The organism is Blautia sp. HCP3S3_G3, from assembly GCF_052063365.1.
Taxonomy (GTDB): domain Bacteria; phylum Bacillota; class Clostridia; order Lachnospirales; family Lachnospiraceae; genus Blautia_A.
Window position 1 is genome coordinate 38,873 of the sequence record NZ_JBQHXR010000002.1, and the last position, 12,985, is coordinate 51,857.

General features: G+C 43.9%; 10 protein-coding genes. 1 reads left to right on the forward strand and 9 read right to left on the reverse strand.

Annotated features, from left to right (window positions below; genetic code table 11):
• Positions 1-99 precede the first annotated feature (99 nt).
• The 5 genes from ACTNEW_RS03955 to ACTNEW_RS03975 form a co-directional block, all read right to left on the reverse strand.
• Positions 100-1,209 carry a hypothetical protein gene (locus ACTNEW_RS03955; RefSeq protein ID WP_441058219.1) on the reverse strand — a complete coding sequence of 370 codons (1,110 nt, stop codon included), beginning with the start codon at positions 1,207-1,209 and terminating at the stop codon, positions 100-102.
• 148 nt (positions 1,210-1,357) lie between these two features.
• The gene (locus ACTNEW_RS03960) at positions 1,358-2,653 is read right to left on the reverse strand and encodes a protein kinase domain-containing protein (RefSeq protein ID WP_441058221.1); all 1,296 of its coding nucleotides are present in this window, start codon (positions 2,651-2,653) and stop codon (positions 1,358-1,360) included.
• A 582-nt stretch (positions 2,654-3,235) separates the two neighbouring features.
• Entirely contained in the window at positions 3,236-3,538 is a 303-nt protein-coding gene (locus tag ACTNEW_RS03965) for a hydantoinase/oxoprolinase N-terminal domain-containing protein (RefSeq protein WP_441058223.1), read from the reverse strand.
• Positions 3,539-3,653: 115 nt separating this feature from the next.
• The gene (argS, locus tag ACTNEW_RS03970; protein ID WP_441058225.1) at positions 3,654-5,420 is read right to left on the reverse strand and encodes an arginine--tRNA ligase; all 1,767 of its coding nucleotides are present in this window, start codon (positions 5,418-5,420) and stop codon (positions 3,654-3,656) included.
• A 33-nt stretch (positions 5,421-5,453) separates the two neighbouring features.
• Positions 5,454-6,338, reverse strand: a complete 885-nt coding sequence (locus tag ACTNEW_RS03975; protein ID WP_441058227.1) for a DegV family protein — start codon at positions 6,336-6,338, stop codon at positions 5,454-5,456.
• A 217-nt stretch (positions 6,339-6,555) separates the two neighbouring features.
• Between ACTNEW_RS03975 and ACTNEW_RS03980 the strand changes: the two genes are divergently transcribed.
• Positions 6,556-7,191, forward strand: coding sequence for a lactate utilization protein (locus ACTNEW_RS03980; protein ID WP_441058229.1), 636 nt, complete (start codon positions 6,556-6,558; stop codon positions 7,189-7,191).
• Positions 7,192-7,326: 135 nt separating this feature from the next.
• On the opposite strand, the gene ACTNEW_RS03985 is transcribed toward ACTNEW_RS03980, so the two are convergent.
• From ACTNEW_RS03985 to ACTNEW_RS04000, 4 genes are read right to left on the reverse strand one after another with little or no spacing between them, the layout of a single operon-like run.
• Positions 7,327-8,589 carry an ABC transporter permease gene (locus ACTNEW_RS03985; protein WP_441058231.1) on the reverse strand — a complete coding sequence of 421 codons (1,263 nt, stop codon included), beginning with the start codon at positions 8,587-8,589 and terminating at the stop codon, positions 7,327-7,329.
• 14 nt (positions 8,590-8,603) lie between these two features.
• On the reverse strand, positions 8,604-10,604 hold the full coding sequence (locus ACTNEW_RS03990; protein WP_441058233.1) for a hypothetical protein: 2,001 nt from the start codon (positions 10,602-10,604) through the stop codon (positions 8,604-8,606).
• Positions 10,601-11,281: an ABC transporter ATP-binding protein gene (locus ACTNEW_RS03995; protein ID WP_441058235.1), complete on the reverse strand. Its 681-nt coding sequence runs from the start codon at positions 11,279-11,281 to the stop codon at positions 10,601-10,603. The genes ACTNEW_RS03990 and ACTNEW_RS03995 overlap by 4 nt, the downstream gene beginning before the upstream one ends.
• Positions 11,278-12,804, reverse strand: a complete 1,527-nt coding sequence (locus ACTNEW_RS04000) for an efflux RND transporter periplasmic adaptor subunit (protein WP_441058237.1) — start codon at positions 12,802-12,804, stop codon at positions 11,278-11,280. Before ACTNEW_RS04000 ends, ACTNEW_RS03995 begins: the two co-directional genes overlap by 4 nt.
• Positions 12,805-12,985: the final 181 nt, after the last annotated feature.

The following is a 12,985-nucleotide window of genomic DNA, read 5'->3' on the forward strand; positions in this document are numbered from 1 at the left end:
GCTGATGTTTTATTATATCACGCTTTACTCTTTCAGTCCACGCAAAAAACACTTACGGATCCTGCTTCTATAAAACCAAAGCACTTATGAATTCTGCTTCTATAAAACAAAAGCACTTATGGATTCTGCCTCATGCGCTGAGATCCACTCAGCACTGCACTTTCCTTCTTCTGTATTCTCCAGTACAAGTACATTCCCTTCCCAGTGCCAGAGACACTCTTTCTGGTTGATTCTCGCCGACAGTATCAGTACCGGACAATCCGCAGAGATTCGAAACTTCAATGGACCTCCTGAAGTCTCCAGTTCTTCCTGATGATAAGATACCGTAAGAACACTTTCCTGTACGGTTTCTTCCGGCTTTTTCTGATAAAAAAATAATTGGGGAGCAGGAGAAGGCGTCGGGGATAAAGTGCTGCTTATCAATGCTTTCTGACCTGTATTACTGCCGTTTCTCATTTCGTTCTGACTGGTATGGTTACTCTGCTTCAAACTGTTTTGACTATGCCCACTGCTGCCGGAAGCGCTTTGTGCAGGTTTCCTGCCTGAAACACCGGACGGCAATTCTTTTTGTATCGAACTGTTTTCTTTTTCCGTACCTTTTCCTGTACTTACATTTGTATTTGTTCCATTGCTTATATTTGTTCCGTTTCCTCTATTTGTACCTGTTCCGCTTCCTGCATTTATACCTGTTCCACTACCTGTATTTGTACTTGTTCCTCCGCCTGCATTCATACCTGCTCCACTGCCGGTATTTGTACTTGTTCCTCCTGCATTTGTGCCTGCTCCTGCACCCGTATTTGTACTTGTTCCTCCACCCGTATTTGTACTTGTTCCGCCTCCTGCATTTGTACCTGTTCCGCCTCCTGCATTTGTACCTATTCCACTGCCTGTATTGGTACCTGTTCCACCTACAAATGCACCTGCTCCCCCAGCTGCATTTGTACCTGCTCCCGAACCTGCATTTGTACCTGCTCCCCCACCTGTATTTGTACCTGCTCCCCCACCTGTATTTTGACCTGTTCCCGAACCCTTGTCTGCTTCCGGAGCAGCTGCTTCTGACGAACCTGTCCCTGAATCCGAAGAACCACCACCAGAAAACGTATCCTGGGATTCACTTCCAGCATCAGGCAATTCCACAGCATTATTCTGTCCAAATGACGCGAAATCTTTCTGTTCTCCGGCACCGATTTCTATATCAAAGCCTCCCATTTCCATCCCTGATGCCGGCACCGCACACAGCATAAAGATTGAAATAAGAAAGACTATCCTGCAATTCTGTTTCGTCTTTTTTGCTGTTATTCTTTTCCCTTCCTTATCTGCTTTTTCCGCTGAAACTTTTTCCGATTTTCCATCATTTCTATTGTTTTTCCGTATATTCTTCGTTTGATGTGATCTCATTCCCGTCTTCATCCATATTTTCATACAGCCTTTCCCTCCATTGCCTGAATGTCCCTGGCTCCATAGATTCCATCGTCTTCTTTTCCATCATACGATACTTTTCCCACAACCGGATGCTTTCCTCTCTTAATCCGATTCTGCACAGAAAAAGACCATATTGTCCATATGCTTCCCCGTAATTTTCATCATAAAGCAATAGCTGCTCATAATAAATAGCGGCATGCTCTTCTTCCCCCTGCAGTTCACTGTTCAAAGCCAGCATAAGAAGAAGTTTTCTCTGAAATTCTTTTTCCGGATATTCTTTCAGCAGCAGCTGAAGCTCTTTTTCTGTCTCTGCGCATATTTTCTTCCTGTCAGAGAGACTGTTATGCAAAAATGCATCACTATAATAATTCTGAGTCACTTCTGTCAGTCTTTCTTCCAGTACAGGCCTTTCTGACCAGTTTCTTAACCAGACCAGCACAGACAAAATAATACATAACATCATGAACAGAAGCATCCACAGGTTCCTGATTTTTGCGGGAATATTATTTTCTGAAATAGTTCTGATTTCTTTCCGGACGGTTACCATATCCGGATAGCGTAATTTTTCCTCTTTTCTGCAGCATTTCCAGAGCAGAAAACCCAACCTGGGATGCTGGAAAATATATCGTTTTCTGTTCCTGCCACACAATGCAGACAATGTTTTTCCAAATGCATAAATATCACTTGCCGCTGTCATTCTTCCTTCATGCTGCTCCGGCGCTGCAAATCCCGGTGTACCGATACAGATTTTCTGTGATTCCCTGTATCCAAAAACAGCACTTCCCAGATCCACCAGATACAGCCTGCCTTTTTCTGTAAGCATCAGATTATCCGGTTTCAGATCCCCATAATAAACAGCAGGTTTCTGCTTATGAAAATATTCCATCACTTCCGTGACTTCCTGACCAATATGAAGAATTTCTTCCAGCGAAAAACTCCTTCCCTCCTCCATCCATTCCCTGATGGATTTTCCCCGGATATACTCCATCACAAGATAACAGAACTCACCGCGTTCCGTATAATCCATCATTTTCGGTAAGGCCGGATGTTCGAGGAGTCTCATCAGTTTAGCCTCTTTTTTCCGTTCCAGAGGAAGCTCTTTGACTGCCCATAAAGTTCCAAGCTCCATATCCCGCGCAAGGTAAAGGTTCCCCTCTCCTCCCTGACCGATCTGTTCGATCATACAATAGCGTCCTTTTAAAATAATGCCAATCCGATCGATTCTACTCACTCCATTTCCTTTTATGCTATTATTGGTTATACATGGATTTTTTCGAAGTATAGAAAATTAAGAATACGTATTTTTAGACAAAAAATTATCATTTTCATACCAAAAACACTTTAGAAAAGAATAAGATTTCAATATTTAAATGATCATAGGAAAATGCAAAGTACTTTCCTATGATAAAATAAAGCTGCTGTTGAAATACAACAGAATGCCAACTCATAGAAATATGTATTTGATTATAGCACACTTTGTTCTGTTTTTCTGTGATTATTTTGTGAAAAACCGGTTGTTTTATAAACTCCTGGAGATGCTGTTCATTTCCGATCCGTTGATGATGATTCACTCCCTGACCAGTAAACTCCTTAAAACTATGCCCTGATTCCTTTTTTCAAAACATTTTACTTTGACACAATTATCCCGACAGAACCATTGCATCTATTTACTGATACATCGGTTCTGTCAACCATTTTTTATATAACAATTTCTTCTGAAAAATCTCTTTTGCTTTCTTTTCGACCACAGCACCATTTCTCATGGCATTTATCTCAAGAATTCCTACCCCGTCCAGATTTTCAAATCCATTGTCTATCCGGCTGTTAAACAGTTCCCAGTCTGGCTCCTGTGAGGATCCGCCATAAAAATCAGCTTTGCCTGTCCTCCTTTATCTTCTACACAGGCATTGGTAGCAAGTGTTGTCGAGAGAGAAATGATTTCCGCCTTCTGTACCAGATCCGTGTGCAGTCCGTCAATCGCATTTATGATTCCGATTGCCAGATCATTTTTCGTTGTAAGACTTTTGGCACTGCCAAGAATGGTTTTATCTTCAAAATCATAAATAACTGCATCTGTATATGTGCCGCCCGTATCAATTCCTATTCCGATTTTCATTTCGTCACCTCAGGTATATTCCTTATTCATTCTGCTTACGCATCTGTCACACAATCACAGAGCCGGAATCCTCATCATGACTCCGGCTCTGCTGATAAATGATTGACTACCCCTGTTACATTCTGTCCGGCGCAGAGAATCCAAGAAGATCAATACTGGTTTCCAGCACTTTCTTTGTCAGCTTCAGGAGCTGAATGAAAGATTCTTTCTGTGCCTGATTCTCTTCGCTGAGAATCTTTGTTTCATGATAAAAGCTGTTAAACGCATTGGATACTTCATAAATATATGCACAGATTTTGTGCGGTGCCTTTTCCTCAAAAGCATTCTCGATCACAGCACCAAATCCGGTCAGCTGAAGCATCAGATTTTTCTCGCTGTCATTGACAGCCGGAAGAATTCTGCCTGCATCTGTATCTCCGCCTTCATCTGTATACCGGTTCAGAATGGATTTAATTCTGACAATTGTATAAAGGATATACGGGCCTGTATTTCCTTCAAAAGAAGTGAACCGGTCAACATCAAAAATATAATCTTTGGTGGCCTGATTGGACAGGTCTCCATATTTGATTGCAGAAAGGCCAACGATCTTTGCAGTCTCATCGGCATCTTTATCCCTGACACTTCTGTTCTCCACAATCTTGCGGAACATTTCCTCATCAATATCGGCTATCAGGTTTTCCAGACGCATCACACCGCCCTCTCTTGTCTTAAAGGGCTTTCCATCTTTGCCGTTCATCGTTCCGAATCCCAGGAAAGACAGCTTTGTCTCATCTTTTACAAGTCTGGTCTTGCGTGCGCAGCGGAACACCTGAATGAAATGGAGTTCCTGACGCTTATCCACCACATAAAGAATCTCATCCGGATCAAATAATTTCACACGTTCCACGATCGTAGCAAGGTCAGTCGTCGTATAAAGCGATGCACCATCTGATTTCAGGAGCATACACGGAGGAATTTCCTTGGTATCACTCTCTTCTTTTACATCCACGACAAGAGCACCCTGGTCTTCATAAGCGAAGCCCTGCTCTTTCATTTTCGCAACCATATCCGGAATATACGGCTGTGCATCCGACTCTTTTTTCCATAAGTCAAACGAAACGTTCAGATTATCATAGTTTCTCTTTAAGTCTGTTACTGAAACATTCATAATATGATTCCAGAGAGCCATATAACCCGGTTTGCCCTGCTGCAGAAGATGGGTCGCCTCCAGTGCTTCATTGCGGTATTCTTCATCTGTCTTGGACTTTCCGCTGGCACACGGATAAATTTCTTCCAGTTCACTGATGGTAAAAGGAGCTTCTGACGGATACTCTCCCTCAAAGCTGTCGTCAAAGTATACCAGATCCGGCTGACGGTGTTTCAGCTCTGTAATGATCAGTCCCATCTGCAGACCCCAGTCACCAAGATGTACATCTCCAATCACCTTATGTCCCACATAACGCCCGATTCTCTTGATACTCTCACCAATGATCGCAGAACGGAGATGTCCTACATGAAGCGGCTTGGCCACATTCGGTCCGCCGTAATCAATGATGATGGTTTTCGGTGTTTCTGCCGTTGTAACCGAAAGCTTTTCATCTGCAGCCATCTCTTCCAGATAATCTGCAAGAAATTCTTCTTTTACTTTTAAGTTGATAAAACCCGGTTTTACTACCTCTGCCATGGAAAATACACGGCTGTCTCCCAGATTTGCCACAACGTCATCGGCGATCATAAAAGGAGCTTTTTTATAAGCCTTGGCTCCGGCCATCGCTCCGTTGCACTGGAATTCACATAAATCCGGGCGGTTGGAAACCGTCACTTTTCCATAAGATGGATCATATCCTGCTTTTTCAAAAGCGGCAGAAAGTTCTTCCGCCATTTGTTCCATAAGTTTCTTCATTCCTGTTGACTCCTCACAATCTGTCTCAAATATTTACGCATTTTCACTGACTGTTACTTTTTTGGCACAGGCAATGGCAAGTGCACCATCCCCAATGTGACATGCCACACTCAGAGAAAGCGGATCCATATGGATCTCATGAATTTCAGGAAATGTTTCCTGTACTTCCTTTTTAAATTCCTCTGCTTCTTCGCTCGTTCCCGTATAGGCAATCTGAAGGCACATTTCCCCTTTCTTCAAATATTCCGAAAAACGTTTCTCCATATCTTCCTGCATGGCCTTAAGCATCACACGTTTTGCCTGTTTTTTGCCGCGGACTTTGGCATAAGAATCCAGCTTCTCACCCTGGATCTGCAGAACCGGTTTGAGGTTCAGCACGGTACCGATAGCCGCAGCAGCAGGTGTGATTCTTCCGCCTCGTTTCAGATACTTCAATGTTTCCAGTGTAATATAAATACTGGACTGAAATTTCTCATCTTCTAGTGTCTGTTTGATCTCAGCAGCATTTCTGCCAGCCTTTACCAGTTCCATAGCATCCAGAACAGACTGTCTCTGTGTCACGGAAATTCTCTGATTATTGACTACCTGCACTTTGCCATCGTAGTCACGGGCAAGAGCCATAGCTGTTTCACAGGATGCACTCAGTCCGCTGGACATGGGGATATGAACGATTTCATCATATTCCTCCAGAAGATTATCCCATAAACCGCAAACTTCTCCCGGATTCGGCTGAGAAGTAGAAATCGGTTCGTCCTGCGTCAGTCGTTTATAAAATTCTTCCTGTGAAAGAGTAATCCCTTCCAGGTACATCTTTTCATTAATGTAGAAGGGCATCGGTACAACAAAGATTCCAAGCTCACGTCCCTGATCCTGTGTAATACCGCTGTTGCTGTCTGTAACAATAGCAATTTTTCCCATATTCTCTTTCTCCTTGATTCCTGATAATTCCTGAATACAGCGTTTTTTTCTACGCTCTTAATGTAGTGTATCATATTTCCATCGGTATCTCAATTGAAAATGTGAATCTGCTGTGATATAATTTTACAGGAATTATCAGAAAATAAGCGGCAGAATGAAGGTACCGCACATCTGCACCATCATTTTGTCTGAATACCAGAAAAGGAGGATCATACATATGTCTTACAGATCAGAGAGTTTTCTCATGGCAGGCGAAACACTGAAAAAAGCATTTGCCCGTCACGGCATGGATGCCTGTTACTGCGCTACAGCAGAAGAAGCAAAAGAAAAAATCCTTTCCATAATTCCGGAAGGTTCTTCCGTCACCTGGGGCGGCACAGAATCCATGATGGAAGCCGGAGTGATCGAAGCTGTCAATCAGGGAAATTATGAAGTGATCGACCGCAAATCTGCCAAAACTCCGGAAGAAGCACGGGCTTTATACGGCAAGATCGTCTGTGCAGATTATTTTCTTACCAGTACCAACGCTTTTACCAAAGACGGTATGTTGGTCAATATTGACGGAGCCAGCAATCGCGTGGCATGTATCGCTCATGGACCGGCTCATGTCATCGTTCTGGCAAGCATGGATAAAATGTGCGACAACGTAGAGGATGCTGTCAGACGTATCCGCACTCTTGCTTCTCCGCCTAATGCTGTCCGTGTCAATGTCCAGACTCCCTGTGCCAAAACCGGCGTATGCGGCGACTGCCTGAGTCCGGAATGTATCTGCTGTCAGATTCTTGTCACCAGATATTCCAGAGTTCCAGGAAGAATCACCGTGGTACTCTGCGGAGAGAAACTTGGATTTTAACAGATTCCGGAACATGTCTGGAAATTGCAAAACAAAAGAGGATTTTGCTGTAATGGCAAAATCCTCTTTTGTTTTGATACTGCTTTCCTGTATCTATTGAGTACATTTCTATATCCGGCTTTTCCTGTACCGGTATCACTCACTTCTCAGTGCATCGATCGGATTCAGGTTTGCTGCTTTTACAGAAGGAAGCAGGCCAAAAATCACTCCGATCAGCATCGAAAATACAACCGATCCAACAATTGCCGGAACACTGATTGCAGTTGGCGATCCGGACAACCGCGAAACCACCCTGGAAAGCGCAATTCCGGATGCAACTCCTATGATTCCGCCGATGCTCGTCAAAACAGAAGCCTCGGTCAGGAACTGAAACAGAATTGTTTTCTTTCTGGCTCCGATCGCCTTTTTCAGACCAATCTCGCGTGTTCGTTCCGTAACGGAAACCAGCATAATATTCATCACACCAATTCCTCCGACGAGAAGAGAAATGCTGGCGATCCAGATCAGCTGCTGATTGGTACTCTCACTGAGTTTCTGCAGGTTTTTCACACGCTCCATCACATCATCTGCCCGATATTCGTAAGTAGAACTGCTCTCCCCATTCTGACCGGAAATATTCTGGTTCAGAACCTTTGCCGCAGCATTGCCTGCTGTACTCATATTATCCGTGGAATCCGCACGAATAATCGCATTCTCCGGTTCATCAAATTTGAATACCATCGGCCAGCATCTGGACGGAATCATTACCGTACCCATAACCGTCTGGTAATACTCATAAAACTCCTGGATATTATCAATATTCGGCAGATAATCATCACTCTGATGAACTACACCGACCACCGTAAACGGCTCAGATCCGATTTCTATGATTTTTCCCACTGCCTGTTCGCCGGGAAACAGATTTTCCGCTGCATTGGAATCAATCAGTACCACTTTATGAAAATCGTCATAATCTTTCTGAATAAATTCTCTTCCTTTTTGAAGTTCATAACCACAGGTATCCAGGAAATTCAGGTCAATTCCATATACCTTGCCGCCCTGAAAACTGGTATTCTGATAATAAATATTGCTGGAATAAGAACGGCTGTAAAAAAATGTGGCATTTTCCACATGTTCCATCTCCAGAACTTCTTCCTTCTGTTCCTGTGTCAAAAGCGGAGGGGTACCTCCCATTCCATAATCGCTGTCATAAGTGGTATCCCCATAATACAGGCTGATATTTACTGTATTATTTCCTGCTCCGATCAGGTCTTCTTTGATCTGTTCGCTGGTTCCCTTAATCGTAGAAACAATCGCGATAATGGATGCAATTCCGATGATAATACCAAGCATGGTCAGGAAAGAACGCATCTTATGAGACCAGATGCCCTGAAAAGAAATTCGAATATTTTCAATCATGTAATCCCGCCTCCTTAGTATCCATACAAATCTTCCATTGTTCCCTGTTTTGTTTTTGCACCTTCTTTAATGTCTTTTCCATACGGAAATGCAATCTTATCCTCCCGGGTGATTCCGCCTTTTACCAGTACACTGTATCCGCCATTCACATTGCCGCCGGAATCTAATACCTGTTTTTTCAGAACACCGTTATCATCTTTATAGACATAACTTACTCCATCTTCAGATAATACAAAGGCTTTGTCCAGTACAAGGCTGCCTTCACTGGAAGTCTGGCTGTTCAAAGTTACCGTCAGCCAGTCCTGATCGGAAAGCTTGATACTTTTGTCCGTCACAATGGCACTGTAGGTATAATAAGATGCGTTCGGATTGCCGTCACCGTAATAGTACCCGCTGCCGGAAGATACCGGAAAATCAGAAACATCCACAACTTCGGCTTCAAAACTGCCATTCTCGTAACTCTGACAGTTCAGTATCGTTCCGTCCTTCATCTCATCCAGCATCAGCTCACTGACCGTACCTTTGACATAGTATCCGTCCTTGCTTCGCACGATGAGAAAGGCATTCTCGGAAGAAGTTCCTGTCAACGGGTCACCGACATAGGATACTGTACCGTCGATCTTACTGTAAACAACCTGCTTCTGCACCTTTTTTTCCAGTTTGGAAATATTGATCTCGCTTTCCTGGATATCCAGTTTCAGACTTGCGATCTCGTTTTGCTTCTGTTTGATTGCTTCCGATCTGGTAAGTGTTGAAGTACTTCCGCCTGTTCCGGAATTACTTCCAGGTATTTCCGGTTCTATATCCTCCTGTGTATATTTACTTGCATCCTCCAGAGTAAGTTCCATTTCTGCAACATCACTCACAGGTGTTTCCAGAAGATTTCCATCAATCAGATAATATCCGGTACAGGACTGCGTACGGTCTTCAAAATTTGTAATCGTATCAAGATTGTGAAATTCAAGCTGATACCAGGATCCGTTTTCACTTAATACTCTGGTTCCATCTTTACTGAAGCCTGCCATGGTATTCAGAAATTCCCCTGTCAGTACAACTTTGCCGGTTGCAGAGCTGCATAAGAATACATAAGGCTCTGTCTCACTGCCCCGGCCCGTAAACGGTATGGAATCTCCATCCAGCCTGCTGTAAAATACGGGATTGCCATCATGGAACTGAGAATCTCCCTGCGTCGGATACGGGTCAAAAATATCGATATCCTCTTCAAAATCAGGCACCGGTGTAGGAGTTGCCAAAGGTGGATCGATCTCTCCGGAAATAAAAGAATCCCCGGATCCGGAATTTTCGCCCGAACTGAACTCACTTCCTGATTCACTGTCTGACACCGGTGTTTCTCCGGAAGATTCCTCTGTCATTACATCCATATCCTGATCGACGCCTTCCGAAAGCATTGTCTCATCAGAATTTCCCGATTCTTCCGTTCCTTCCGAAAAGAGATCTCCTACCGCAGCTGCAAGCAGCACAGGGCTGAATGAAGCTGCCAGATAAGCACCAGCAGATCCCGCTGCTGCCGAAGCTTCCTCATTCATTGTGGTGCTGTTCAGACTGGAAGTATCATTCTCAATACTGTCCGGCACACTGTCATCTTCTTCTACCAAAGGCCCGCCATTCTGAAGACTGTTCAGTCTGTTCACCGCTTTATTCAGATTCTGCTCCTGCTGCTGTTTTTTCAGTTTCGCAATATTCAGTTCCATTTCCACCAGTGTCATATCAAATGTGATAAGAACATCACCCTTTTTTACACTGTCTCCTTTCTGAACCGGAACATCTTCAATGATCATATCCTTGTCTACCGTCACATTCTGTGAAACACTGGTCGTAACCGTACCATCCAGATACGTATCCTGCGAATAATAATCACTGGCCAGGCTGCTCACATCGTATACCAGAACTTCCGTTTCATTGGATTTTCTGATATAAACTGCACCGGCGGAAGCCGCTCCGGCAAGCAGAGCAGTCACTACAACTCCGGCAATGACCTTTTTGATTCTGCTCATGTCTTCACCTCTTTCTCCCGCAGCTCTCCGTCACGTATCGTAACTACCCGTTTCGCATGAGCCGCAATTTCAGGGTCGTGAGTGATCATCAGCACGGACACGCCTTCTTCATTCAATGTCTTAAAAAGCTCCATTACCTGTGCGCCTGACTTACTGTCCAGGGCACCGGTAGGCTCATCTGCAAGAAGAAGCTTCGGACTATTCACAATTGCTCTTGCGATGGCAACTCTCTGCATCTGTCCACCAGAAAGCTGATTGGGGTGGAAATCCACTCTGTCGGATAATCCTACCCTGTCCAGGGCCTTCAATGCTTTCGATCTTCTCTCTTTTTTGGGTACTTTTGCATAGTGCAGCGGCATCTCCACATTGGAAAGGGCCGTCTGTCTCGGAAGAAGATGAAAACTCTGAAATACAAAACCAATCTTATGCAACCGGATATCAGACATTTCATTCTCCGAACAGGAACGAATATCCTGCCCGTCCAGCAGAAAGCTTCCTTCCGTAGCCTGATCGAGACAGCCGATGATATTCATCAGTGTCGTTTTTCCGGATCCGGAAGGACCCATGATTGCGACATATTCGCCCTCTTCCATTGAAAAATCAACATTTTTCAATACCGGAACGGTCATCTTTCCCTGCTGGTAATTTTTATAAATTCCCTTCAGTTCCAAAATCATTCCAAATCCTCCGCATCATCATAAGTGATTTCTTCCTCACTGTAATACTCTTCTTCATTTTCTTCAATCGGCACCAGATCCTCTTCAAAAACATCTTCCATCATCTCAGAATCCAGAACTTCTTCCCCGGAGTCACCTTCGATGATTTCGCCATCTTCAGGCAGACCGTACGAATCCTCTGTATATTCCTCTTCGGACTCATCTATTGCTTCCAAATCGTCGGAATACATCTCTTCCGAATACATGTCCTCAGAATACATATCCTCGGAATTCATATCCTCGGAATTCAAAAGAGCGGTTTCGCTGGTTGTGGTTTTCATTCCCTCTTCCAGACTGTCGGACGGATATGCCAGATAATCCTGCAGGGTTACTCCATCCACAATCTCATATTCACAAAGCCCCTCATCATAATTGCCAAGGATCACACTGCGCTTTTCCAGTTTATTCTTATCATCGACTGCCCATACATAGGGATCCGGAGTATCTGCGTCCACAATATAGAACTCACTCAGCCAGAGACCGTCCTTCTCCTCTTTCTGTCCATTATCCCGTTCTATGTAAACATGCTGTCCAAGCATCAGTCCATCTGAAGCATCCAGTTCCACATAAAACGGATAGGTACTGGATGTTGTCTGGGAACTGCCGGTATCCATCATTCCATAATACATGGAATTACTGCTGTCTGAAACTGCATTCTCCCGGTCAATGGTTCCCATGGTTCCGCGCCAGATCTGATCCTCATCTATTCTGGAGCGTATGATCATCGGTTCTCCTTCCATCAAAGACTGCGCTTCCAATTCATTGATCTGGCCTTTGACACGATAAGCACCGGTACTTAAAATCGTAATAAAGGCATTACTGCTGCCATCAGACGAAGACGATGTATCCATAGAACTCTCATCCAGATAATCCCCCTCTTCTGTCGTCATCTTGGATGTATCGATTTTCTGGATCACACCGTCAATCTCACTGCGTACTTCCGTATTTCCGGTGGCATTCTGCAGCTTCTCGATCTCAGCCGTCTTACTCTCCTGATCATATTCATTTTTCTTGAGATTCATTTTGCTGGTCTCAATCTCAATCGTATAGGAAAGCTGATTATCCTTGCTTGCCTGTTTCTTTTCTTTTTCCAGCGTGGCAATCTGTTCATTCAGACTCATTGCCTCGTTTTTCAGTCTGTCAAGATCCAGCTGTGCCTGTTTGAGATCATCCTGAATACTGCTCAGATCATATTCAAACAAAAGCTGCCCCTGACTGACTTCCTGTCCGGTCTTGACATTCACACTCTTGACGGTACGTCCGCTCTCAATTGACACTTCCACGGTCTTCTGCGGTTCCACTACACCGGCATACCTGTTCGTAACTCCGGACTCGCTTCCGACAATGGAACTGACTGATGACACGTAAACAGCCTGTTCATCGGAAGATAAATCCATACCGTCATGGAAATAATACCATCCAAAACCGCCGGCTGCACCTGCTGCCATCAGGATCAGCCCGACAGCCAAATAACGTTTCTTCATATTTTCCTCCAATTTCTGCAGTTTTTGTTCCTTTTTCATACACAAGAGACAGTTACTGTTCGCTCCACAGTAACAGATTTTTTACTGCGTAACATCATAACATATGATAACAGATAACGTGTAAAAAGAAAAGTCTTCGGGCGAAACTATTCATTTTTCACAAAATTTTCATTCTTTTTTT

Coding starts and splice junctions, on each gene's coding strand:
- ACTNEW_RS03975 (WP_441058227.1), bottom strand. CDS start 6,338: ATGGGAAAAATTGCTATTGTTACAGACAGCAACAGCGGTATTACACAG.
- ACTNEW_RS04000 (WP_441058237.1), bottom strand. CDS start 12,804: ATGAAGAAACGTTATTTGGCTGTCGGGCTGATCCTGATGGCAGCAGGT.
- ACTNEW_RS03990 (WP_441058233.1), bottom strand. CDS start 10,604: ATGAGCAGAATCAAAAAGGTCATTGCCGGAGTTGTAGTGACTGCTCTG.
- ACTNEW_RS03980 (WP_441058229.1), top strand. CDS start 6,556: ATGTCTTACAGATCAGAGAGTTTTCTCATGGCAGGCGAAACACTGAAA.
- ACTNEW_RS03955 (WP_441058219.1), bottom strand. CDS start 1,209: ATGGGAGGCTTTGATATAGAAATCGGTGCCGGAGAACAGAAAGATTTC.
- ACTNEW_RS03985 (WP_441058231.1), bottom strand. CDS start 8,589: ATGATTGAAAATATTCGAATTTCTTTTCAGGGCATCTGGTCTCATAAG.
- argS (WP_441058225.1), bottom strand. CDS start 5,420: ATGAAGAAACTTATGGAACAAATGGCGGAAGAACTTTCTGCCGCTTTT.
- ACTNEW_RS03965 (WP_441058223.1), bottom strand. CDS start 3,538: ATGAAAATCGGAATAGGAATTGATACGGGCGGCACATATACAGATGCA.
- ACTNEW_RS03995 (WP_441058235.1), bottom strand. CDS start 11,281: ATGATTTTGGAACTGAAGGGAATTTATAAAAATTACCAGCAGGGAAAG.